Origin of the sequence: Stakelama flava (assembly GCF_019351405.1) — a bacterium.
GTDB classification, from domain to species: Bacteria; Pseudomonadota; Alphaproteobacteria; order Sphingomonadales; family Sphingomonadaceae; genus Sphingomonas; species Sphingomonas flava_A.
The window spans coordinates 1-21444 of record NZ_JAHWZX010000002.1; the positions used below are offsets into that span (position 1 = coordinate 1).

25 protein-coding genes are annotated in these 21444 nt (G+C 62.4%); 15 read left to right on the forward strand and 10 right to left on the reverse strand.

The annotated features are described in order from the left end of the window. Positions 1-265: 265 nt before the first annotated feature. From dnaA to mutM, 3 genes are all read right to left on the reverse strand, one after another. Positions 266-1669, reverse strand: coding sequence for a chromosomal replication initiator protein DnaA (gene dnaA / locus KY084_RS02105; RefSeq protein ID WP_219236799.1), 1404 nt, complete (start codon positions 1667-1669; stop codon positions 266-268). A gap of 427 nt (positions 1670-2096) precedes the next feature. Continuing rightward, positions 2097-2360 (reverse strand): 30S ribosomal protein S20, encoded by a 264-nt coding sequence (rpsT, locus tag KY084_RS02110; RefSeq protein ID WP_219236800.1) that lies wholly within the window; start codon positions 2358-2360, stop codon positions 2097-2099. A 99-nt stretch (positions 2361-2459) separates the two neighbouring features. Then, positions 2460-3272 (reverse strand): bifunctional DNA-formamidopyrimidine glycosylase/DNA-(apurinic or apyrimidinic site) lyase, encoded by an 813-nt coding sequence (gene mutM / locus KY084_RS02115; RefSeq protein ID WP_219236801.1) that lies wholly within the window; start codon positions 3270-3272, stop codon positions 2460-2462. An 88-nt stretch (positions 3273-3360) separates the two neighbouring features. Here mutM and KY084_RS02120 point away from each other — a divergent pair, with 88 nt between their 5' ends. The 13 genes from KY084_RS02120 to KY084_RS02180 all read left to right on the forward strand — a co-directional run bounded on the left by KY084_RS02120 (position 3361) and on the right by KY084_RS02180 (position 14711). Then, positions 3361-4092, forward strand: a complete 732-nt coding sequence (locus KY084_RS02120; protein ID WP_219236802.1) for a class I SAM-dependent methyltransferase — start codon at positions 3361-3363, stop codon at positions 4090-4092. Between the two features lie 43 nt (positions 4093-4135). Then, positions 4136-5668 (forward strand): 2-polyprenylphenol 6-hydroxylase, encoded by a 1533-nt coding sequence (gene ubiB / locus KY084_RS02125; protein WP_219236803.1) that lies wholly within the window; start codon positions 4136-4138, stop codon positions 5666-5668. A gap of 50 nt (positions 5669-5718) precedes the next feature. Next, positions 5719-6783, forward strand: coding sequence for a hypothetical protein (locus KY084_RS02130; protein WP_246586808.1), 1065 nt, complete (start codon positions 5719-5721; stop codon positions 6781-6783). Next, positions 6780-7955, forward strand: coding sequence for a bifunctional phosphopantothenoylcysteine decarboxylase/phosphopantothenate--cysteine ligase CoaBC (gene coaBC, locus KY084_RS02135; protein ID WP_219236805.1), 1176 nt, complete (start codon positions 6780-6782; stop codon positions 7953-7955). The genes KY084_RS02130 and coaBC overlap by 4 nt, the downstream gene beginning before the upstream one ends. After that, a complete protein-coding gene (locus KY084_RS02140; RefSeq protein WP_246586809.1) occupies positions 7945-8742 on the forward strand; it encodes an alpha/beta hydrolase in 798 nt (265 codons plus the stop codon). Before coaBC ends, KY084_RS02140 begins: the two co-directional genes overlap by 11 nt. Continuing rightward, on the forward strand, positions 8742-9188 hold the full coding sequence (dut, locus tag KY084_RS02145) for a dUTP diphosphatase (protein WP_246586810.1): 447 nt from the start codon (positions 8742-8744) through the stop codon (positions 9186-9188). The genes KY084_RS02140 and dut overlap by 1 nt, the downstream gene beginning before the upstream one ends. Then, complete coding sequence (locus tag KY084_RS02150; protein ID WP_219236807.1) at positions 9185-9586, forward strand: hypothetical protein; 402 nt, start codon at positions 9185-9187, stop codon at positions 9584-9586. The genes dut and KY084_RS02150 overlap by 4 nt, the downstream gene beginning before the upstream one ends. Beyond that, positions 9583-10338 carry a HesA/MoeB/ThiF family protein gene (locus tag KY084_RS02155; RefSeq protein WP_343227932.1) on the forward strand — a complete coding sequence of 252 codons (756 nt, stop codon included), beginning with the start codon at positions 9583-9585 and terminating at the stop codon, positions 10336-10338. Before KY084_RS02150 ends, KY084_RS02155 begins: the two co-directional genes overlap by 4 nt. After that, the gene (locus KY084_RS02160) at positions 10317-10688 is read left to right on the forward strand and encodes a DsrE family protein (protein WP_343227933.1); all 372 of its coding nucleotides are present in this window, start codon (positions 10317-10319) and stop codon (positions 10686-10688) included. Before KY084_RS02155 ends, KY084_RS02160 begins: the two co-directional genes overlap by 22 nt. 94 nt (positions 10689-10782) lie before the next feature. Next, a complete protein-coding gene (locus KY084_RS02165; protein ID WP_219236808.1) occupies positions 10783-11118 on the forward strand; it encodes a hypothetical protein in 336 nt (111 codons plus the stop codon). A 49-nt stretch (positions 11119-11167) separates the two neighbouring features. After that, positions 11168-12298, forward strand: a complete 1131-nt coding sequence (gene wecB, locus KY084_RS02170) for a non-hydrolyzing UDP-N-acetylglucosamine 2-epimerase (RefSeq protein ID WP_219236809.1) — start codon at positions 11168-11170, stop codon at positions 12296-12298. Beyond that, complete coding sequence (gene wecC / locus KY084_RS02175; protein ID WP_219236810.1) at positions 12282-13592, forward strand: UDP-N-acetyl-D-mannosamine dehydrogenase; 1311 nt, start codon at positions 12282-12284, stop codon at positions 13590-13592. The genes wecB and wecC overlap by 17 nt, the downstream gene beginning before the upstream one ends. Positions 13593-13922: 330 nt before the next feature. After that, positions 13923-14711 carry a metallophosphoesterase family protein gene (locus KY084_RS02180; RefSeq protein ID WP_246586811.1) on the forward strand — a complete coding sequence of 263 codons (789 nt, stop codon included), beginning with the start codon at positions 13923-13925 and terminating at the stop codon, positions 14709-14711. Positions 14712-14721: 10 nt separating this feature from the next. Here the strand turns inward: KY084_RS02180 and KY084_RS02185 are convergent, their stop codons facing one another. Then, a complete protein-coding gene (locus KY084_RS02185) occupies positions 14722-15714 on the reverse strand; it encodes a PDZ domain-containing protein (protein ID WP_219236811.1) in 993 nt (330 codons plus the stop codon). 187 nt (positions 15715-15901) lie between these two features. Here KY084_RS02185 and KY084_RS02190 point away from each other — a divergent pair, with 187 nt between their 5' ends. Further along, complete coding sequence (locus tag KY084_RS02190) at positions 15902-16171, forward strand: hypothetical protein (RefSeq protein WP_219236812.1); 270 nt, start codon at positions 15902-15904, stop codon at positions 16169-16171. A 461-nt stretch (positions 16172-16632) separates the two neighbouring features. Here the strand turns inward: KY084_RS02190 and KY084_RS02195 are convergent, their stop codons facing one another. From KY084_RS02195 to KY084_RS02205, 3 genes are all read right to left on the reverse strand, one after another. Then, entirely contained in the window at positions 16633-17235 is a 603-nt protein-coding gene (locus KY084_RS02195; RefSeq protein WP_219236813.1) for an FKBP-type peptidyl-prolyl cis-trans isomerase, read from the reverse strand. A gap of 108 nt (positions 17236-17343) precedes the next feature. Further along, positions 17344-17550 carry a 30S ribosomal protein S21 gene (rpsU, locus tag KY084_RS02200; RefSeq protein WP_007404630.1) on the reverse strand — a complete coding sequence of 69 codons (207 nt, stop codon included), beginning with the start codon at positions 17548-17550 and terminating at the stop codon, positions 17344-17346. Positions 17551-17786: 236 nt separating this feature from the next. Further along, positions 17787-18056 carry a hypothetical protein gene (locus KY084_RS02205; RefSeq protein ID WP_219236814.1) on the reverse strand — a complete coding sequence of 90 codons (270 nt, stop codon included), beginning with the start codon at positions 18054-18056 and terminating at the stop codon, positions 17787-17789. 322 nt (positions 18057-18378) lie between these two features. On the opposite strand from KY084_RS02205, the gene KY084_RS02210 reads away from it, so the two are divergent. Next, a complete protein-coding gene (locus KY084_RS02210) occupies positions 18379-18939 on the forward strand; it encodes a GtrA family protein (RefSeq protein WP_343227934.1) in 561 nt (186 codons plus the stop codon). 96 nt (positions 18940-19035) lie between these two features. Here KY084_RS02210 and xth read toward each other — a convergent pair whose 3' ends face one another. The 3 genes from xth to KY084_RS02225 all read right to left on the reverse strand — a co-directional run bounded on the left by xth (position 19036) and on the right by KY084_RS02225 (position 21418). Continuing rightward, positions 19036-19812, reverse strand: a complete 777-nt coding sequence (xth, locus tag KY084_RS02215; RefSeq protein WP_219236815.1) for an exodeoxyribonuclease III — start codon at positions 19810-19812, stop codon at positions 19036-19038. Between the two features lie 6 nt (positions 19813-19818). Beyond that, positions 19819-20163, reverse strand: a complete 345-nt coding sequence (gene erpA, locus KY084_RS02220) for an iron-sulfur cluster insertion protein ErpA (RefSeq protein WP_219236816.1) — start codon at positions 20161-20163, stop codon at positions 19819-19821. Positions 20164-20242: 79 nt separating this feature from the next. Beyond that, positions 20243-21418, reverse strand: a complete 1176-nt coding sequence (locus KY084_RS02225; RefSeq protein ID WP_219236817.1) for a M23 family metallopeptidase — start codon at positions 21416-21418, stop codon at positions 20243-20245. Between the last annotated feature and the right edge of the window lie 26 nt (positions 21419-21444).

The window sequence follows — 21444 nt, forward strand, 5'->3', positions numbered from 1 at the left end:
TGGATCGGTGAGAACTGGCCGGCCATGGAAGCCGCGCGCCGCGAGTATGATGCGAGATCAGGACAGTGAGACGCTAGGCAGCTATCGTCCCGGTGTTTCCTAAAACCCGTCTGTCTCCAATCCACCCAAAAAGCTGTCCTACATCCGCGTGCGCCGGTAAGCCCGACTCGCTCTGTCTTTGTTGATCCTTGTCTAAAATCTGCGGGCGCAATTTCGTTACAGAAACAGGTAACTTTCTTTCGCATTTTCCGCGAAAAGTGCGAAATTACCCCTCCAGTTCGCGGGTCAGCGTGCGGACCGCGCGGTCGATTTCGGCGTCCTTGGTGCGTAAATCCTCGATCCGGCGCACCGCGTGGATCACGGTCGAATGGTCGCGATTACCGAACTTGCGGCCGATTTCGGGAAGCGACCGGGTGGTCAGCCGCTTCGCCAGATACATGGCGATCTGGCGCGGGCGCGCGATCACAACGGCGCGGCGCGCGGAAATCAGGTCGATCGGGCGGACATCGAAATGGTTCGAAACCGCGCGCTGGATATCGTCGATGGTGATTCGCCTCTGCGGACCGGCCAGGACTTCGCCCAGCGTCTGCATCGCGAAATCCATCGTCACCTGTTCGCCGATCAGCTGCGCATAGGCGACGAGGCGGTTGAGCGCGCCTTCCAGTTCGCGAACGCTGCTGGAAATTCGCCCGGCGAGCAGTTCGAGCACCTCTTCGGGCACCGCCGCGCCGTCCATATCGGCCAGCTTGCGGTCCAGAATCGCGCGCCGCAGATCGCGTTCGGGCGATTTAATGTCAGCGGCCAGCCCAGATCCCAGACGGCCGATAAGCCGTTGATCGACGCCTTCCAGCGCTTGTGGGCAGCGATCGGCCGCGATTACCAGCCGCTTTCCGGCATTCATGAATTCGTTGACGGTGTGGAGGCACTCCTCCTGCGTCGAATCCTTGCCGCCGATGAACTGCAGGTCATCGATCATCAGCAGGTCGACGCCGCGAATCCGCTCCTTGAACGCGATGGTGTCGCGCGCGCGCAATGCCTGGACGAATTCGAACATGAACCGTTCGGCGGGCATGTAGATCGCGGTGGCACCGGGTTCGGCGTCGAGAAACGCCTGGCCGATCGCATGCATCAGATGTGTCTTGCCCTGGCCAGTGCCCGAATGGAGATATAGCGGGCTGAACCGCGGCGTTCCCGGTTCGGCCAGCGCGCGCGCCGCGTTCAGCGCGACCCGGTTCGACGGAGCGGCGACGAATCGATCGAAGCAATAGCGTGGTTCGAACCGCGGGCGTTCGGCGGGCGCTGCTGTGGACGGGCGCGGCGCGGGCTGTGCCGGGGAAGCGGTCGCGGTTGCGACGGGCGTCGGTGCGGCGGCGGTCAGATGGCGTGCCTTGGCGGCGCGAATCGTTTCGACCGACACGGCGCGGATTTCGGGCAGCAGCGAACGGAATTCGAACGTCAGCCGCTCGGCATAATGATTGCGTACCCAGTTGGTCATGAACGCGGCGGGAAGCCCCAGACGAATCGTCTGGGCATCGCCCTCCTCGATCAGTTCCATCGGGCGCAGCCACTGGTCGAACAGACGCTGCCCCGCCGATGCGCGAAGGTTCCTGCGTACCCGGTCCCAGGCAGCAGCCTTAGCGCTTGACGGTGCGGGATTCTGTTCGGCCATCACGCGACAAGTTTCTCCCCCACCCGGAAAACAGTGTTTCCGGGCTCCCCGGTTAAAAGGTCAAAAAGCCCCGCAGCCGGAATCGACATCCGCCTGGCACGCGAGGCTTCGCTTGATCCCGGCGGAGATCATCACGCCGGGAAGGACTGTTTAGAAAGAGGGTGGCGAGTCGATCAAGTGGCCCGACCGTCATCGAACCGAAATATATAAGTTGACAGGCCAAGAGCGCAGGAAATGCGTTAAATTTCTTTGATTGTCATTATTTTTCAGTATCTTACGAGATAGATCGTGCAAGGCGTGCGATACGACTCGTGGTAACTCCACAAGGTTCCAAAAACGTTCCGATCACGATCGACAGAGCACGAAAAAAACCCCGCCGGAATACCGGCGAGGTCATTTTTCATTGCGGCAAAATGCCTTGCGGGTATCAGCCGAGCGCGGCGACCCGCTTCGACAGGCGCGACAGTTTGCGCGATGCGGTGTTCTTGTGAAGCACGCCCTTCGAAACGCCACGCGCCAGTTCGGGCTGCATGTCCTTCAGCGCGGCCCGGGCGGCATCCTTGTCGCCCTGGTCGAGCGCGAGCTCGACACGCTTGACAAAGGTGCGGATGCGGCTGACCCGCGCACCATTGATGTCCGCGCGACGCGTGTTGCGCCGAATACGCTTCTTCGCCTGTGGCGTGTTCGCCATGTACGTCCTCGAATCCTGCTGTAACGAAAGGGCGCCTGACCAAGGTCGGCACCCGGGAAAGCGCGGCCTTTAGCGCCCGTCGGGCGGTCCGTCAACCGTTCAGCGCTGGCATTTCGGGCAGAAAAAGGTCGAACGCCCGCTATCGACGCGCCGCCGGACGGGTTCGCCGCACCGGCATGGCTTGCCTTCGCGGCCATACACGCACCATTGCTTTGAAAAATAGCCAAGCTCGCCGTCAGGGCGCGCATAGTCCCGCAAGGACGACCCGCCGGCCCGGATCGCCGCGGCCAGCACGGCGCGAATCGATTCGACCAGCCGCTCCAGCCGCGCCTTCGCTATCCTGCCCGCCGCGCGTCCCGGCGCAATGCCGGCCGTATACAGTGCTTCACAGACATAGATATTGCCCAGCCCCGCCACGACGCCCTGATCGAGCAGCAGCGCCTTTACTGGCGCGCTTCGCCCGGCAAAGGCTTTCGCCAGATAGTCTGCGGTGAAGGCACGCCCAAGCGGTTCGGGGCCCATTGCGGCGAAGGGCGGCCAGGAATCGAGCTCGCTCGTCGCCACCAGATCGAGCGATCCGAAGCGCCGCGGATCGTTGAGCGCGACGCTGCGCCCCGCCCCGGTTTCGATCACCAGATGATCATGGGCGAGCAATTCCCCCGGATCGACTCGCCAGCGTCCCGACATACCAAGGTGAAAGATCATGGTGTCGCCGCGACTCGTATCGATCAGTCCGTATTTCGCGCGTCGGCCAAGCGCAGTGACGGTCGCGCCTGTCATCCGCTGCACCAGATCGTCGGGGATCGGCCGCCTGAGATCTGGCCGCCGGGCGATGACCTGCACCAGCCTCTGCCCCTTCAGCACGGGAGCGAGACCACGGACGGTCGTTTCTACTTCGGGAAGTTCGGGCATGGTTTTCGCTTTTCAGCTAGGCAGGGTTTGCCCCGCTCACAAGGCTTGGCTAGAGCGAGCGCCAACACTTATTTTTCCGGACACCAGTATGACCGACACCGTCTCCTTCGGCTATGAGGATGTCGCGCCCGGCGAAAAGACCCGCCGCGTCGGCGACGTCTTCCGCAATGTCGCCGCGCGCTACGACCTGATGAACGACGCGATGTCGGGGGGCATGCACCGGCTGTGGAAGGATCGCTTCGTGCGCCGGGTGAAGCCGCGTGAGGGCGAACAGATTCTCGATATGGCGGGAGGCACCGGGGACATTGCGTTTCGCATGGCGCGGCACGGCGCGGCAATCACCGTCGCCGACATCAACGGCGCGATGCTGGAAGTCGGCATGGAACGCGCGGCGAAACGCGGCATTGACGGGCTGGTCTGGACCGAAGCCAATGCAGAGACATTGCAATTTCCGGATCGTTTCTTCGATGCCTATACGATCGCCTTCGGCATCCGCAACGTAACTGATATTCCCGCCGCGCTGAAAGAGGCGCATCGCGTGCTGAAGCGCGGCGGGCGGTTCTATTGCCTTGAATTCTCGACCACGCTCTGGCCGGGTTTCGCCGATGTGTACGATGCCTATTCGCATCGTCTGGTGCCCAAGCTGGGTAAGCTGCTCGCCAATGACGAGGACAGCTATCGCTATCTGATCGAATCGATCCGTCGCTTTCCGGACATGGAGACCTTCAAGGGAATGATCGGCGATGCCGGCTTCACGCAGACCCGGGTGGAACCGGTGCTGGGCGGGCTGGTCGCGATCCACAGCGGCTGGAAAATCTGATGCACGCCCTGCAACCCTCCCCCATCGCGGGGAGGGGCCTCGCATGACCGCACCTGCGGTTCATCTTTGGCGACTCCTCAAATGGGGCCGAACGCTGGCGCGTCATGGTGCGCTGCGCGGGATCGAGCGCGACAGAAACACGCCGCTGCCGGTCCGCCGCCTCGCCCGGATCGCCCGTTTCGGCGCGCGCGTGCCCGAGACACCGGCCTATGCCGACGCTTTTCAGGCGATCGGTCCGGCCGCAATCAAGCTGGGGCAGACGCTGGCGACGCGCCCCGATCTGGTCGGCGATGAGGCGGCGCGCGACCTGCTGCGCCTGCAGGACGCCTTGCCGCCGGTTTCGTTCGACACGATTCGCGAGCAGATTCGTGCAAGTTTCGGCAGGCCGATCGAGGATATTTTCCGCCATATCGAGGAAACGCCCATCGGCGCAGCCTCGATCGCGCAGGTTCATCGCGCCATCACCACCGACGGCAAACAGGTCGCGGTCAAGGTACTGCGTCCGGGCGTGGAAGGCGATTTTGCGCGCGCGATCGATACCTATGAATGGGCCGCCGCGCAGGTTGAAGCCATGGGCGGGGAAGCCGCGCGCCTTCGCCCCCGTCTGGTGATCGCGACGTTCAAGCGCTGGACCGCGCGCGAACTCGATCTTCGCCGCGAGGCCGCCTCGGCAAGCGAACTCGCCGAAGGGATGCAGGCCGAGCCCGATTTTCTGGTCCCCGAAATCGACTGGCAGCGCACCACGGGCAAGGTGCTGACGCTGGAATGGATCGATGGGATAAAGATGTCGAACCTCGCCGCGCTGGATGAAGCCGGGTTGGACCGCACGGCGCTGGCGCGAAAGCTGGTCCGCGCGTTCCTGCGTCAGGCGATCGCGGAAGGGTTCTTCCATGCCGATATGCATCAGGGCAATCTGTTCGCGCTGCCCGGCGAACGGATCGTGGCGATCGATTTCGGCATCATGGGCCGGATCGACCGACGCGCACGGATATGGCTGGCCGAAATCCTGTACGGCCTGATCACCGGCAATTACCGCCGCGTCGCCGAAATCCATTTCGAGGCGGGCTATGTCCCGGCGCATCACAATGTCGCCGAATTCGCGACCGCGCTGCGCGCCGTCGGCGAACCGATGCGCGGCTTGCCGGTGAAGGACATGTCGGTCGGCATGATGCTCGATTCGCTGTTCAACATCACACGCGATTTCGACATGCAGACCCAGCCGCACCTGCTGTTGCTGCAAAAAACGATGGTGATGGTGGAAGGCGTCGCGACTGCGCTCGATCCCGACATCAACCTGTGGGAAACGGCGGCGCCGTTCGTGCGCGAATGGCTGCGCGCAGAACTTGGCCCCGAAGCGGCGGTGGCCGACAGGCTGGTCGAGGATTTCCGCACGCTTGCCCGGTTGCCGCAGCTTATCCGCAATATAGAGGCGCGCTATCCCAATCCCGGCGGCGCGCCCCCCGCCCCACCGCTCCGCGATATTCAGGTCGTGCGCGTGGGATCGGGCTGGGCCTATGCCGCTGTCGCGGTACTCAGCGCCGCCATCGGCGTGGTGGCGACGCTGCTCATCGGCTGATGGTGCGCCCCGCCCCGCCCCTGTTGCTGCGCGAACCAAGCCGTTTCGCCATGCTGCCGCGGGACCGGGCGCGCTGGGCGCTGGCGCTGCTCATCGCGCTGATCGTTGCGACGCTAACCGCGCTTGCCGTACCGGATCCCGCCGGTCCCGCCGATGCGATGCCGCCGCCGGCCGCGCAGACCGACCTGTATCTGTACGGCGCGATCGTCGACGGGGTGCGCGCGGGCGGCGATTATTACTCGATCGCCGCCAATGCACTTCGCGCAGGCGATTTTCCGCTGCGCCCCTTCTTCACCTTTCGCCTGCCAACGCTTGCGATGGTGCAATCGCATCTTCCCCCTGGCGTTGTGCTGGGAATGCTATGGGCGCTCGGCCTGGCAGTGGCGCTCGTGTGGTATATCCGGCTAAAGCCCGCCTTTGCCCGGCCGCTTCCGCGTGCCTGCGCCATGGTGCTGCTCGCCGGCGGAATCGTCGCCTGCGTGCAACCCGGACTGGTCCTTTTCCACGAAGCATGGGCAGCGATGCTGATCGCGCTCTCGCTCGGCCTGTGGCGTCCGGGCCGCTGGCTGGAAGCCGCCGCGATCGGCCTGTGCGCAATGTTGATTCGTGAAACCGCCGTGCTTTACGTTCTTGTGATGCTCGCTTTCGCGCTGCGCAGCGGCGATCGGCGCGAGGCGGGCGGATGGGGCGCGACGCTTGCCGTTTTCGCGGTGGTAATGACGATCCATGCCATCGCCGTCGCCAGGGTGGTCGGGCCGCTCGATCCCACCTCCCCCGGCTGGGCGGGACTGAACGGATTGGGGTTTTTCATTCGCGCGCTCAGCCTCTCCACCGCGCTCCACGCGCTTCCGCTCACGCTTGCGGCAATTCTGGCGGGGCTTGCCATATATGGCTGGGCGGGCTGGAACAGTCCGCACGCGATGCGCTTGCTGGCGGTGTTGCTCGCCTATGCACTGCTGGTCGCCGTCTTCGCGCGCGTCGATACTTTTTACTGGGCGCTGATGGCCGCGCCGCTGTCGCTGATCGGGCTTGCCTTCGCCCCGGACGCGATCCGCGATACGGTACGCGGTGCGCTCGACAGACGCCGCGTGCGGGTGCACAGGGTCACGCGATGAAACGCATTCTGCTCATCATCGGCGGCGGCATCGCCGCGTACAAGGCGTGCGAGATCATTCGCCTCGCTCGCAAGGCGGGCATCGCCGTTCGCTGCGTGCTGACCGATGGCGGCACGCATTTCGTCACTCCGATGACGCTTGCCGCCCTGTCCGAAAACCCGGTGCATACCAGCCTGTGGGATTTGAAGGACGAGGCGGAGATGGGCCATATTCAGCTCAGCCGGGAGGCCGATCTGGTTGTCGTCGCGCCCGCAACCGCCGACCTTCTCGCAAAGATGGCGGGGGGAATCGCCGACGACCTGGCCAGTACGCTGCTGCTCGCGACCGACAAGCCGGTGATCGCCGCGCCCGCGATGAACGTTCGGATGTGGCAGCACCCGGCTACCGTTCGCAATGTCGAACGGGTGCGCGGCGATGGCGTCACCGTGATGGAGCCGAATGAAGGCGCGATGGCGTGCGGCGAATATGGCCCCGGCCGCCTGCCCGAACCAGACGCGATTCTGGCGGCGATCGAAGCGGCGCTGGGCGGCAAATCGTCGGGGGGGCTGACCGGCAGGCATATGCTGGTGACGGCAGGCCCGACCCACGAACCGATCGATCCGGTACGCTATATCGCCAACCGTTCCTCGGGTCGGCAGGGCTATGCGATCGCGGGCGCGCTGGCCGCGCTGGGGGCCAGGGTCACGCTGGTTTCCGGCCCCGTCGCGCTGCCCACGCCGCCGGGGGTCGACCGGGTCGATGTCGAAACCGCGCGCGAAATGGCGAATGCGGTCGCCGCCGCGCTTCCCGCCGACGGCGCGGTCATGGTCGCGGCGGTGGCGGACTGGCACGCCCCGGAAGCGGGCAGCAAGATCAAGAAGGGCGATGGTGCGCCGCAACTGCAACTGATCGAAAATCCCGATATCCTGAAAATGCTGGGAAACAGCCCGAAGCGCCCGCGCCTGCTGGTCGGTTTCGCAGCTGAAACCGACGACGTGATCGCTCATGCCACCGAAAAGCGCGCACGCAAGAACGCCGACTGGATTGTCGCCAACGATGTTTCGGGCGATGTCATGGGGGGAAATGCCAATACCGTTCATATCGTCACCGAAACCGGCGTCGAAAGCTGGGAGCGCCTCGACAAGCGCGAGGTCGCGCGCCGCCTCGCGGATCGGATCGCCGATGCGCTTTAGGCCGACATTGCTGATCGCGGGTGCACTGCTCGCTGGATGCGCGGTAGAGCGAATCGCACCGCCGCAGACCGAGTTGCACACCGAATTGTTCGGCGACACCGGCCGCGAATCGATACGCACCCTGTTCGTCGTGCTCCACGGCGATGCCCGACCTGCGAATCGCGCTAATTCCTATGCTTTTGCGCAAGCCGTGGTGAAAGCCGTGCCCAAAAGCGCCGCGCTGGCCATCTTGCGGCCGGGCTATGCGGATGCGATGGGCAATGCCTCGCCCGGTGAGCGCGGGGCGGGAACCGGCGATAACTATACCAGCGAACGATTGCAGAAGATTGCCGCAGCGATCGCATCGGCAAAGGCGCAGGTTCCGGCCGCGCGCGTCATTCTGATCGGCGATAATGGCGGCGCGGCTATGGCGGCCGACCTTGCCGGCATACGGCCCCGGCTGATCGATGGTATGGTGCTGGTATCGTGCCCCTGCACCCTGCCCGAATGGCGCAAATATATGAAAAAGCGCGCGCCATCGCTCAACTGGGAAAGCCCGGTTCCCAGCCTTGACCCGCTGAAAACCGCAGGTGGGGTGCGACCCGACCTGCGCGCAGCGATGCTGGTGGGGGCGAAGGACGAAATTACGCCGGGCAGTTTTTCGCGCCCCTATGCCGAGGCGCTGGCGCTGCGCGGCATCGCGACCGATTACCGCATCGTCCCGGATCGCGGTCAGTTGTCGCTCGACGATCCCGAAGTGCTCGACGCGACCCGGCGTCTCGTCGACCACATGCCGGAGAAGCCGTGATGCTGCCGCCCATTCGCATCGCGGTGAAGCGCCTTCCCAATGGCGAATCGCTGCCGCTTCCCGCCTATGCCAGCGAAGGAGCGGCGGGGATGGACGTCGTTTCGGCCGAAAACGTGACGATCGCACCCGGCGCGCGCGCCGCCGTGGCGACAGGCTTTGCCATGGCGATCCCGGCGGGGTACGAAGTGCAGGTGCGCCCGCGATCCGGGCTGGCGCTGAAGCATGGCTTAACCTGCCTCAATGCGCCGGGTACGATAGACTGCGATTATCGAGGTGAAGTGAAGGTAATCCTGGCAAATCTGGGGTCGGTCCCGTTTGAGATCGCGCGTGGCGAGCGAATTGCTCAGCTCGTTCCCGCGCCCGTGCTTCATGCCACGCTGGATGAGGTCGACGCGCTGGACGAAACCATGCGTGGCGAAGGCGGTTTCGGATCGACGGGCCGATGAATTCGGCGATCGCTTTCCTAGTTGCAGCCGCTGCGCAGCAGGGTGGCATGCTCGGCCTGACGCTACCGATCGACTGGGAGGGGATGACGCCGCTTCCCTATCACAATCAGCCGGTCGTGACGACGCAGATGAGCCAGTTCGTTGCCAAAGAAATGGCCTTCAGCAAATGTCCCATGCCGCGCCGGCAGAACGGCAAGCGGGTCGTGTCGCTCGATATCGCGGTGCTGCTGTCCGAAGACGGTAGCGTGCGCGCGACCATCCCGCGCGCGATCAATTGCTCTTCGGTCGAACAATATAGTGCGGGGCTGGTGTCGACATTCGCTCGCAACAACCTCGATCCTGCAAAGGTCGATCCCAGCGGATGGTATCGCGCCACCGTCACCTACGAATGGCAGTGACGCCGCTCAGCGATACCCAGCTCGATCGCTATGCCCGCCACATCATCCTGCGCGAAATCGGCGGCGTGGGGCAGATGCGGTTGCTCAATGCCCATGTCGCTGTCATCGGTGCCGGCGGGATCGGTTCGCCGGCAATCGAGTATCTGGCGGCGGCGGGTATCGGGCGTCTGACCATCATCGATGATGACCGGGTGGAACTTTCCAACCTGCAACGCCAGACCCTGTTCGCCACGGCCGACGAAGGTGCGCAAAAAGTGGACGTCGCGATGCGTGAGGTGGCGCGGCGCAATCCCGACGTTACCATAACGCCGGTGCGCGAGCGGATCGATGCGGCGAATGCGGGCCAGCTGCTGGCGGGCGCGGACGTGGTGCTCGACGGATCGGACAATTTTGAAACGCGGCTGGCGGTGGCCGATGCCGCGCTCGCCCTGCGCATCCCGCTGGTTTCCGCCGCGGTCGGACAGTTTGAAGGGCAGCTAGGCGTCTTTCGCGGATGGGAAGCGGACAAACCCTGCTATCGCTGTTTCGTGGGCGATGATCCGGGCCGGGCGGAGGCAAGCTGCGCCGAACAGGGCGTGCTCGGCGCGCTGACCGGGTTGATGGGCAGCATGGCGGCGATCGAGATGGTCCGCGCCATCATTCCCTTTGGCGATGACAGCGCGGGCAAGCTGGTGATGGTCGACACCCTCTCGCTCCGCTTCCGCACGATCGCGTTGCCAAAGGACCCCGGATGCCGGTCATGCGCGGGCTGACCATCATCGTCACCACCGCCGACCCGGAACGATTTCGCGCCGCCCTGACCCTTGCCGCTTCACAAGCCGCGCTGGGCGGCCGCGTTCGCCTTTACTGCCATGAACGCGCGGTAGGGCTTCTGGCGGACAGGGATGCGGCGTCCGACTCGCCCGATCTTGCCGCGCAGGGCCTGCCCGGTCGCGCAGAGCTTATTACGCTGGCGAGGGAAGAAGGGGTCGCGTTGATCGCCTGTCAGACCGGTATCGCGCTGTTGGGCCTGCATGCCGCGTCGCTGGCCAAAGGTGTTGAGGCGGGGGGCATGGTCGGCCTGCTCGCGACCTTGGGCGACGATCGGCTGGTGACGGTATAGCCACGCCGCGTCGCCGAAAGCTGTTCTGGTTATTGCACCGCACTATGTTTAGGGGCAGCGCAACTGCGATGCCGGACTTTCAGCGGAAGAATAAGTGACGTTTCCCCAACGCTATGAACAGGCGATCATCTGGATTGTCTCGCTATGCCCCGCGCCCGACAAGTTCGCGCATACCTATGCCGGACTGCTGCTGTGGCTAATCGCCGCCCTCGTGATGCGAAAACCCCTTCGCTCGCCATGGCCGCTGCTGGTTGTCTTCGTGCTTGAAGGCGCCAATGAAGGCATGGACCGCATTTCGCACGGAAGCTGGCAATGGCACGATACGCTGCGCGACATGGCCGCGACATGGTTCTGGCCGGTCGTGCTGACGGCGGCATTGCGCTGGATACCGTTTCTCACGCAATCGCGCCGCGATACGACCCAGATCTGACGAGTCGCGGTTAGGTGCGTTTTAAGCATCTGTCCGATACGTTTGGGCCATGGCTAGCCCAACGATATTGCTGGTGTTCGGAACCCGGCCCGAAGCGATCAAGCTGTTCCCCGTGATCCATGCGCTGCGCGAACGCGGCGATGTACATGTGCGAACCTGCGTCACGGCACAGCATCGCGGGCTTCTGGATCAGGTGCTGGCGATCGCCGGATTGCGCCCCGATATCGATCTGGACGTCATGCAGCCCGGCCAGACGCTGGATCAGCTTACCGCACGGCTTCTGACCGGCCTTGGGTCAGTCATGGACGCCGAAAAGCCGCATCGGGTTATCGTGCAGGGGGATACCGCCACCGCGATGGTGGGCGCGCTTACCGCCTATTATCGCAAGATTCCGGTCAGCCATGTCGAGGCGGGACTGCGATCGGGCGACATCCATCACCCCTGGCCCGAAGAGATCAATCGGCGGATGATCGCGCCGATCGCCGATCAACATTTCGCCCCCACCCGAACCGCTGCCGACGCGCTGCTTCGCGAAAATATCGCGCCCGCCACCGTCCATGTCACCGGCAACACAGTGATCGATGCGCTATTGGCGACCCGCGAGCGGCTGGCAGCCGAACCAGCGCTGCGCGCCGGGTTCGAGGCCGTGGCCCAGGGACTTGCCGGTAAGCGGATCATCCTTGCCACCACCCACCGGCGCGAAAATTTCGGCGATGGTATGGCGGCGATTGCCGAGGCGCTGGGTCGAATCGCACGGCGCGACGATGTCGGCATCGTGTTTCCCGTGCACCCCAATCCAAACGTGGTTACGGTGATGGACCGGATGCTGAGTGGTTTTTCCAACATCGTCCGCTGCGCCCCGCTCGACTATCCGAATTTCATCGCCGCGCTCGATCGCGCCGAAATCATCCTCACCGATTCGGGCGGCGTGCAGGAAGAAGCGCCCGCGCTCGGCAAACCGGTGCTGGTGATGCGCGAAACCACCGAACGGCCCGAAGGCATCGAAGCAGGCACCGCGAAGCTGGTCGGCACCGACGCCGCCCGCATCGTTTCCGAAATATCAACCCTGTTGGACGACAAGGCGGCGTACCAGGCCATGTCGCGCGCCCATAATCCTTTTGGCGACGGCAAGGCCGCGATGCGGATTGCGAGGGTTGTCGCCGATGGAACCAATTGCTGAACCTGAAGTCGTCGTCATGGGGCTTGGCTATATCGGCCTGCCCACGGCGGCAGTGATCGCCCGGTCGGGCGCAAGGGTTCTGGGAATCGATGTCGACCCCGAAATCGTCGAGACGGTCAATTCGGGCAGGGTCCATATCGAGGAGATCGATCTTGACGGTCTGGTTTCGGGCGTTGTGGCGCGCGGCAATCTGCGCGCGTCTACCGAGATGGAACAGGCCGATATCTTCGTCATCGCGGTGCCTACCCCGGCGGGCGACGATCATGCCCCCAATATCGGCTATGTGCTCCAGGCGGCGACCAGCGTCGCTGCCGCGCTGAAAACGGGTGATACCGTAATCCTCGAATCGACTTCGCCGGTGGGAACCACAGCAAAGGTTGCCGAACTGCTGGCAAAGCTGCGACCCGATCTTAAAATTCCCGCGCATTGCGACGGCACGCCCGATATCGCGGTCGCCTATTGCCCCGAACGCGTGCTGCCCGGCCGTATTCTGGTCGAACTGATCGATAATGACCGGGTGATCGGCGGCATCACGCCACGCTGCGCGCGAAAGGCGCTGCAATTCTATCGTCGTTTCGTTCGCGGTGAATGCGTGACCACCAGCGCGGCCGCTGCGGAAATGACAAAACTAACCGAAAACGCGTTTCGTGACGTCAACATCGCCTTCGCAAACGAATTATCGTGCGTCGCCGATTCGCTCGACGTCGATGTGTGGGAGGTGATCCGCCTTGCCAATCGTCACCCCCGCGTGAACATCCTGTCACCGGGGCCGGGGGTCGGCGGCCATTGCATCGCGGTCGACCCCTGGTTTCTCGTCCATTCCTCGCCCGAACACACGCCGTTGATCCGGACCGCGCGCGAAGTGAACGACGCGAAGGTCGATTATACGATCGACCGCGCAAGCGACTTGATCGAATCGATGCCCGGCGCAGCGGTTGCCTGCCTTGGACTGGCGTTCAAGGCGAATATCGATGACTTCCGCGAAAGTCCGGCACTAAAGGTCGCAATAGCGCTCGCCAACCGGTTTGGTCAGCGGGTGCATATCGTCGAACCCTATGCCGACACCCTGCCCCCCGCGCTCGCCGATAGCGGCGCAACGCTGATCGACGTGGACGAAGCGATCGAACGCTGCCCGATCTTCATCGTGCTGGTCGACCACGACGTATTCCGCTCGATTCCGCTCGCCGAACGCCGCACCAAGCTGGTGATGGACAGCCGCGGCATCTGGCCGGACCAGCCCGCGCCGACGTCACAAACCGCCCCGCCGCAACTTCTGGGTGACACCGCGGCCTGACCGCGCCTCAACATCATACGGTCGATCGCTGCACGCCGCCAGTCAGCTTCCGCCGAATACGCAATGCTGCGGTGCGGGAACCGAGCGATGATATCGTCGGTTCGTGCAGATATGAAATTCGCTCGCTCCCACAGCCTTTCGACCGCTATCATGGGTGGGGCAAAACTGCGCCCTTTCGGGACGTCCGCACGACTTTTGCTGATACGGCATGCGTCCAGCCTTGAATTCGCCGCCGATTTTCCCGACAGCACCATGTTATTCATGCCTGGTATAGGGTGGTTTTGACTAACCTATCCATGCACTGAACCAGACTTGATTAGGCCTGACTGAATGAATCCGTTGCGTAGCGTTATGAACATCCTGCCGAAAATGCCGCGCAAACCGGTAGGTGCCCACAGCATCGCGCCGGAAGAGCGGATTTACGCGATCGGCGACATTCATGGTCGCTTTGACCTGCTCGAAGAATTGCTGGCCAAAATCGACGCCGATCACGCCTCGCGCGGCGACATGCGGCGCACCCTGATCTTTCTTGGCGACCTGATGGATCGCGGCCCCGATTCGGCGAAAGTGATCGACCGGCTTATCGCATTGCATCGTGAACAGCCCGATACACGCTTCCTCATGGGCAATCATGAAGAAATAATGTTGCTGGCGCTTGAAGGAAAACGCGAAGCGCTGAAGCTGTTTTCGCGCATCGGCGGCGACGAGACGCTGGCAAGCTATGGCGTGTCCCATGCCGAAATTTTCCACGCCGATTACGATGAATACGGTGCGCTATTGCAATCTGCCGTTCCCGCCGAGCACCAAAGCTTTCTCGAAAAGTTCGAAGATATGGTGATTTCCGGCGACTATGCCTTTGTGCATGCCGGTATTTCGCCGTCACGCGCGATTGATGATCAGCGGCCAAGCGACTTGCGCTGGATACGCGGACAGTTTCTCACCCATCGCGGTGCGTTTGAGAAGATGGTCGTCCATGGCCATACCATCAGCGAGGATATCGACCGAACCGCAAATCGCATCGGCATCGACACCGGCGCTTATGCCTCGGGCAAGCTGACCGCGATCGGACTGGAAGCGGAAGAAAGCTGGTTCTTACAGGCAGTGTCAGAATTCAAATAGCGCGCTCCGCTTATTCAAGCGGGTCATCGCGCGTCGCCAGAAGCGCTGGAATTGCCGGACGCTGGTCAAGCGCCTTTGCGCGCGCCGCTTCCTGATCGACCATTTCGGCACGGTCGCGCCACCCCATATGCGTGCCGTCGGACAGGAATCCGGCATCCATGTTGCGCCCCACTGTGCGCCAGAAACGTCCCGGCGCCATCGGGTCATACCCCGCATTGAGCAACAGATAGACGCTTAACCGGTCGGCCTCTTCCTCGGTCCGCCGGATAAGCCGCCGGTTCTTTCCGAAGGACGCCAGCAGACCGCGATCGACATGCGCCGCCGTCAATCGACTGGGATGGTGCAGGATGACATGCGAATATTCGTGCGCGATCACGCTCGCGAGTTCGCCATCTCCGGGAAGCGCGTTGAGCATTGCGCTCGATATCTGAAGGACGCTGCCGTCGGTGCTGGCGCCGCGTTGATTCGACACCGTTACTTCGACACGGCCGGGACAGGCGGAAAGCGGGCTCACCTGCAAGCGGGTGCGCGTATGATCGCGCAACACCGTAAGGTCGATCGTGCCATCCTTCCCCGCTGCGATCAGCGCGCGCTGTGCTGCGGCCACCGCCTCAGGCCCCTGCGCCACCGGCAAATCCTTCCCATTGATCGCCACCAGCGTATCATTCTGCTTCACGCCCGCGCGATCCGCCGGCCCGTTGGGCGCGAGCGCCTCGACCGAAACCTCGCCTTCAAAACCGAAAAACCGGTCCGCCGCTTCGGCGAAGTCACCGTCATAGCTCGATCTGGCCTGCAACAACATGCCGGTCGCTGGGTCGTCGCCTTCGCACAAGGCAACATTTTTGGTGCTCAAACGCCAGAAAATATTGAAAACCCGCGCATCTGCCGCGCGAAGACTTTTCAACTGTGCGACCTGCCCCTCCAATTGCGACGTGTCCGACGCGGCGTGCGCGGATACCGGTGCGGTCGCCATTGTCGTGCCGATGAGGAACGCTTTTGCCATTGAGGCCCGACGCGACGAAGCGGTTCGCAGGCACGATCGCCCGGCACTACCTAAACTGAAGAATTCGTTAATTATTGAACGAGAATAACGGGTTGAAAGTGACGACTGTGCACGCTGCGGGGCTTGTGTTCGCATAATCTTGACCTTATAAGCGTGACCGAGACGTGTTTTAAATAGGGAGTTTAATATGCAGCTTTTGAAAACCCTCGCCACGGCTGGCGCGGTTGCGAGCATGGCTTGCTCGACGGTGGCGTTCGCCGGCGTTTCCAACTCCGCTCAGTCGCTTTCGGTTGCCAAGGCCCCGGTCAGCTCGGTTCGCACCGCCAGCAAGTCCAAGGGCAAGAGCGAACTGGCAGGCGGCTCGGCGATCGTCGTCGGCGTTCTCGCTGTTGCGGCCGTCGGTGCGGGCATCGTCGCGGTTGCCAGCGATGACGATGACGACGCGGACAGCAACTAAGCTTTCCCAGCGTTGAATTGAAAAAGGCGGCAATTTTTGCCGCCTTTTTTGTGTCTGCGGAAAACGTCGCAAGAAACACAGCGCCTGATTTAAACCCAAGTGCAGTATGCGCCACTCCGCGTCTGATTCGTCGTGGCAGAAGCGCGTCCGCGCGGCAACTCCGCCAACCACGTGGGAGTCTGAAGTGCCGCGCCCTCCTGTGAGGAGAGAAACCGCATCCGAGTGTGAGTGCCGTTCAAAGCCGCACCCGGCCTTTGTCTATTTTGCGGGCTGGTTTTCTACGGGCATTTGCGTTGCTCAGAGGGCATTTGCTTTGGTCAGAAAAGCTGCTCTCCCAAGCAGCTTATCTAACGCACCTTGATCGGCAATGCCGAACCTCGCCGCAAAGACGCATCCACTCTGCCCTATAGGCAGATTGTAGAGTGCCAAACCCATGCCAGAGGCGGGGCTTTTAGCGGCGGTTATTGCCCACCGGGGGCGGCGGGGGTTTGCTGGCTGCCGCCGGGCTGGCCGCCCTGCATCTGTTGCATCATCTGCATCTGGCGTAGATAGGCTTCAGGTAGGAAGTCGATCATGTCGACGTCGAATTCGAGGATCGAATTGGCGGGGATCGGTCCCTGCTCGGTATCGCCATAGGCAAGTTCGGGCTTGATCCAGAAGCGGTATTTGGAGCCTTTGGGCATCATCTTTAACGCTTCGCTGAACCCCTCCACGACGCCGGGCTGGCCGGTATCCGGGTCGCCGGCGCGAACGGGCATCGGGGTCTGCTGTCCCGAATCAAACGTAGTGCCGTCGGTCAGCTTGCCCTCATAATTGACAAGCGCGATGTCTTCGTCGGTGGGCGTCGCGCCCTTGCCCTTTTTCAGTATCTGATATTGCAGGCCGGACGCCGTCGTCTGAACGCCATCCTTCTGGGCGTTATTGGCGAGCCATACCATATTGGGATCCTGCGGCGCAGCGAAAGCAAGCGCCGCACCAGCCACAACCGCGACCACGATGCCGATCCAGAGCCAGACGAGATAGCTGCGCTTTACAGGCGCGATAGGCACGGCGGTCACGGACATGACGGATTCCTGTAAGGAGGTGGCGTCAAGCGATCGGATCGCTTGACGCCTTAACTTCGCTGTTTTCGCCTGGAAACCAAAAGAAGGTTTTAAGGCTGCGCAACTTTATTAGCGCGCGCCATCGCGCTCCGCGCGCTTGCGTTCAAGCTTGCGCGCACGGCGTACCGCGGCCGCACGCTCGCGCGCCCGCTTTTCGCTGGGCTTTTCATAGTGACGGCGAAGCTTCATTTCGCGATACACGCCCTCGCGCTGCAGCTTCTTCTTGAGCGCGCGCAAAGCCTGGTCGACGTTGTTGTCGCGAACGATGATTTGCATAAAGCCGTCTGACTCCGAATCTGAAACTTCAATAGAAAAGGGCACCGGAAACGAATGTTTCAGGCGTTCTGCGCCCAGATAGGCCCGCGCCAAGGAAAAATCAAGCGAAACCGGCACCGCGCCAAGCGTCGCAAAGACTGGTCCGCCGCGAACCCGCGACAAGCGCCAATAGTTTGAAATGCAAAAAAGCCGCCCGCGTGAGCAGGCGGCTTTTCCCATCACATCCTTTCGGACGATCAGTTGCTGTCAGCGTCGTCGTCATCATCGGTAGCGACAATAACGCCACCGGCAACGATACCCGCCGCAATAACGAGCGGAATAACCGCCGAACCGGCGATGTTGCTCTTCTTCTTCATGGTCGTCGAAGAACGAACATTCGAAGCGGTAGCAGCCTTGCTAACGGACAGCGCCGAAGCCGAAGGCGTTGCAGCGGCCATGGCGGCCGAAGAGGCCAGCATGCCGGCGAGCGCGCCGGAAACCATAAACGTACGAATGATCTTCATCATCGTCTCCCCTTGGTCAACAAAATCCGCCGAATCGCATCAACAAGCAGCTACCCGCGAAAAGCGGGACACGACGGATCATCCAATAAACGCATCAATAACGCCGCAGTTCAATCGCCGCATCGCACAAATCAGCCCATTCCGTAAATAAATGAGCGAATCTGGCATTTTGGCAACAGTAGCACGGGCCATTACGCGGCCGGGATACCGGATTGCAAACAAACCGAAATCCATAAGCGTGGGCGGCGCTATCACGAATTGGGATTACAAACCACTAATAGCCACGCAAAATTGCTTCAAAACCGATGGATCGTGCGAAAACGGCGTGCGGCGGAAGACATTTCGCTATGGCGGTGCGGCGCACCATATTCCCGGACCGGTATGCCGCAAACGAACCCCGGCCCGCGAAACCCGTCGAGACGGCCATCGTTATGACAATGTGTCCTGTTCCCCACTTACCGCACCACGCACCACCAGACCTTTGTTCGCCCGGCTGTTCAGCCTTCGCGCATCCGGAATGTTCGCGCGCAACGCAGTTGCATCGGCGGGAACGTTCGCGATCGATCTAATCGCGCTGTGGCTGCTGGTCGGGCAATTGGGGATGCAAAAGATACCGGCGACCGCAAGCGCGTTTATCGGGGCCAATGCGCTGCATTATCTGCTGGCGCGCTGGTGGATCTTTCCGGGCAGCGAACGAGGTTTTATCGCCGGATATCTGATCTTTCTGATGAATGCCTGTGCCGGGCTGGCACTGATCCTGGCGATGTTCACCGCGCTGAACGACGGGCTTGGCGTCTATTATCTGATTGCCCGGGTGATCGCATCGCTGAGTGCCGGCATATTGGTATTTTGCCTGAACGCCACCTTCAACTTTCACCAGCTTTGACGCAGGATTTCGGCGCGGTCCGGATTCCGCACATGCGCATCGGCAACCGCGAAAAAACCATATTCGCAGGCCATCAGCGCTGAAAGCCGAACCATTTTATCCCTGACGCAGCCGGACCCAGGTTGGTGCATGGTCGCTTGCCTTTTCCAGTCCGCGCCAGGATTTGTCGACACCGGCATCGCCGAAACGATCCGCCGCCTGCGGACTGAGCAGCAGATGATCGATCCGAAAGCCGCAATCGCGCTGCCACGCGCCCGCCTGATAATCCCAGAACGTCCATACGCCACCGCCCGGAAAGCGAGTGCGCAGGCTGTCGGTCCACCCTTGCGCCAGTAGCCGTCGATAGGCGGCGCGCGATTCGGGTTGCATCAGCGCATCGGACCCCATCGCACCGACCGAAAAGACATCGTCGTCATTGGGAATGACATTGTAATCGCCGGCGAGCACCACCGGCCGCTCTTCCGCCAGCAGAGTCGCCGCACGATCAAGCAACCGGTCGAACCAGGCGATTTTGTAATCGAATTTGGGGCCCGGCAGCGGATTGCCGTTGGGCAGATAGATCGACGCCACGATCAGGCCGTCGACCTCCGCCTCCAGATAGCGGCTGTGCGTATCGTCGGGATCGCCATCAAGGCCGCGCCGCCGCTCTTTCGGATCACCGCCGCGCGTAAGTATGGCGACACCGTTAAACCCCTTTTGCCCGTGCCAGACCGCGCCGTATCCAGCATCGCGAATATCGCGTTCGGGAAAGGTTTCATCCGAGGATTTCAGTTCCTGCAGACACACGACATCAGGTTTTTCCGCGTCGAGATATTCGATCAGGCGCGGCAGGCGCGCCTTTATCCCGTTCACGTTATAGCTGACGATCTTCACCAGCGATCAGATCGCGAAGGAAGAGCCGCAACCACATCCCGCAGCAGCATTTGGGTTTTCCACGCGAAACGCCGCACCACCAAGTGATTCGACAAAATCCACCGCGCTGCCGCGCACCAGATCCATGCTGACCGAATCGACCGCCAAACGTACCCCGTCGGTTTCGGCAATGGTGTCGTCATCTTCCACCGCGTCGGCCAGCCCGAATTTATACTGAAAGCCCGAACAGCCCCCACCCTCGACCGAAAGCCGCAATATGGCGGGTTTGCCCTGCTTGTCCGCAATCGCCGCGACACGAGTCGCAGCAGCCGAGGTCAGGCGGATGTCGTCGGTGGAAAGCGTGTCTGCCATAGCTGGAGAGATAAGATCAACGGGGCGCGCAGACAAGCCGCGCATCCCCGTCGCTCCATCATTCGAAACCGATAACCGATCAGTCTTCGGCCGGACCGCCCACGCCCGCATCAGCGGTCTTCACCGCGCGATCCTGCACCGAAGCAAGATAATTGGCGTTTTCGAGATAGGGTTCCGGGTTGACCGCATGGCCGTCGATCCGGACTTCATAATGGAGATGACTTCCGGTCGAACGGCCGGTGGAGCCCATCAGCCCGATCAGATCGCCGCGATGAACGCGCTGGTGATTTTCCACGATGATTTTCGACAAATGGCCATAGCGTGTTTCGATACCGCGGCCATGGTTGATCTCGATCAGATTGCCATACCCGCCCGCACGACCAGCGCGATCGACAATGCCGTCCGCGGTAGCATAGACCGGCGTTCCCAGCGGCCCGGGAATATCGACGCCCGAATGCATCGCCGAGCGGCCGTTGAACGGATCCCCCCGAACGCCAAAGGTGCTGCTGAACGTCACATGCGCGACGGGCTGAATCGACGGGATCGAAATCACCGCCTGTTCAAGGCTGTCGAGCTTCTTCCACGCCATGAAAAGCGAATGGAACTGTTTGTCGGCGGCATTGCTCGCCTTCATCTCGGCCGCGTCGACGGGCTCGAACGGGCCGCCCACCGCAGGCGCGAACCGGTCGGGCGAGATACCCAGCTGTCGCAGATGCTGCGCGGTGGTGCGATAGCGTGCCTCGGCCGTGTGCCGGGCCTTTACCGCGAACGCAACCTGACGCGCCTCGACCTTGCGCAACGGCGCGGTGGCGTCCGCCGCAGCGGCGTTGTTCGTTTCGCCCTCCCCGCGCGTCAGCGCGGCGACGTCGAAATCACCCGGCGCCCCCTGCCCGCTCAGCACGGCGGCAATCAGTTTCTGGCGGCGTTCGACAGCGGCAGCGCGGCGCGCCGCAACTTCCTTCACCGCAGCGAAATCGGCCTGCATTCCCGTAAGGCGCGATTGCATCCGCGATAGCTTCGCGGCGGCATCGTTCGCGCCGTCGCCCGAAACCAGGCTCTCAGCCGCGTTCGCCGCGCCATAAGCCGAAAAACCCAGCGCCACCGCCGCCACGCCGGCGATTAACGCCTGGGCGCGACCGGAAACGCTGAAACGGCGAAGGTCGTGGCCGTCGTGCAGGATGATGTCGCGTGTCGTAAAAAAATTCTGGAACCGCGAAGCAAATGACGCGTTCGAATTCTGGTAGCTGATTTCCATTCTTCCCCGGCGATCATTGCGCAGCC

Excerpts from the sequence above, each read along its gene's own strand:
- dnaA (WP_219236799.1), bottom strand. The coding sequence starts at position 1,669 with ATGGCCGAACAGAATCCCGCACCGTCAAGCGCTAAGGCTGCTGCCTGG.
- rpsT (WP_219236800.1), bottom strand. The coding sequence starts at position 2,360 with ATGGCGAACACGCCACAGGCGAAGAAGCGTATTCGGCGCAACACGCGT.
- mutM (WP_219236801.1), bottom strand. The coding sequence starts at position 3,272 with ATGCCCGAACTTCCCGAAGTAGAAACGACCGTCCGTGGTCTCGCTCCC.
- KY084_RS02120 (WP_219236802.1), top strand. The coding sequence starts at position 3,361 with ATGACCGACACCGTCTCCTTCGGCTATGAGGATGTCGCGCCCGGCGAA.
- ubiB (WP_219236803.1), top strand. The coding sequence starts at position 4,136 with ATGACCGCACCTGCGGTTCATCTTTGGCGACTCCTCAAATGGGGCCGA.
- KY084_RS02130 (WP_246586808.1), top strand. The coding sequence starts at position 5,719 with ATGCTGCCGCGGGACCGGGCGCGCTGGGCGCTGGCGCTGCTCATCGCG.
- coaBC (WP_219236805.1), top strand. The coding sequence starts at position 6,780 with ATGAAACGCATTCTGCTCATCATCGGCGGCGGCATCGCCGCGTACAAG.
- KY084_RS02140 (WP_246586809.1), top strand. The coding sequence starts at position 7,945 with ATGCGCTTTAGGCCGACATTGCTGATCGCGGGTGCACTGCTCGCTGGA.
- dut (WP_246586810.1), top strand. The coding sequence starts at position 8,742 with ATGCTGCCGCCCATTCGCATCGCGGTGAAGCGCCTTCCCAATGGCGAA.
- KY084_RS02150 (WP_219236807.1), top strand. The coding sequence starts at position 9,185 with ATGAATTCGGCGATCGCTTTCCTAGTTGCAGCCGCTGCGCAGCAGGGT.
- KY084_RS02160 (WP_343227933.1), top strand. The coding sequence starts at position 10,317 with ATGCCGGTCATGCGCGGGCTGACCATCATCGTCACCACCGCCGACCCG.
- wecB (WP_219236809.1), top strand. The coding sequence starts at position 11,168 with ATGGCTAGCCCAACGATATTGCTGGTGTTCGGAACCCGGCCCGAAGCG.
- wecC (WP_219236810.1), top strand. The coding sequence starts at position 12,282 with ATGGAACCAATTGCTGAACCTGAAGTCGTCGTCATGGGGCTTGGCTAT.
- KY084_RS02180 (WP_246586811.1), top strand. The coding sequence starts at position 13,923 with ATGAATCCGTTGCGTAGCGTTATGAACATCCTGCCGAAAATGCCGCGC.
- KY084_RS02185 (WP_219236811.1), bottom strand. The coding sequence starts at position 15,714 with ATGGCAAAAGCGTTCCTCATCGGCACGACAATGGCGACCGCACCGGTA.
- KY084_RS02190 (WP_219236812.1), top strand. The coding sequence starts at position 15,902 with ATGCAGCTTTTGAAAACCCTCGCCACGGCTGGCGCGGTTGCGAGCATG.
- KY084_RS02195 (WP_219236813.1), bottom strand. The coding sequence starts at position 17,235 with ATGTCCGTGACCGCCGTGCCTATCGCGCCTGTAAAGCGCAGCTATCTC.
- rpsU (WP_007404630.1), bottom strand. The coding sequence starts at position 17,550 with ATGCAAATCATCGTTCGCGACAACAACGTCGACCAGGCTTTGCGCGCG.
- KY084_RS02205 (WP_219236814.1), bottom strand. The coding sequence starts at position 18,056 with ATGATGAAGATCATTCGTACGTTTATGGTTTCCGGCGCGCTCGCCGGC.
- erpA (WP_219236816.1), bottom strand. The coding sequence starts at position 20,163 with ATGGCAGACACGCTTTCCACCGACGACATCCGCCTGACCTCGGCTGCT.
- KY084_RS02225 (WP_219236817.1), bottom strand. The coding sequence starts at position 21,418 with ATGGAAATCAGCTACCAGAATTCGAACGCGTCATTTGCTTCGCGGTTC.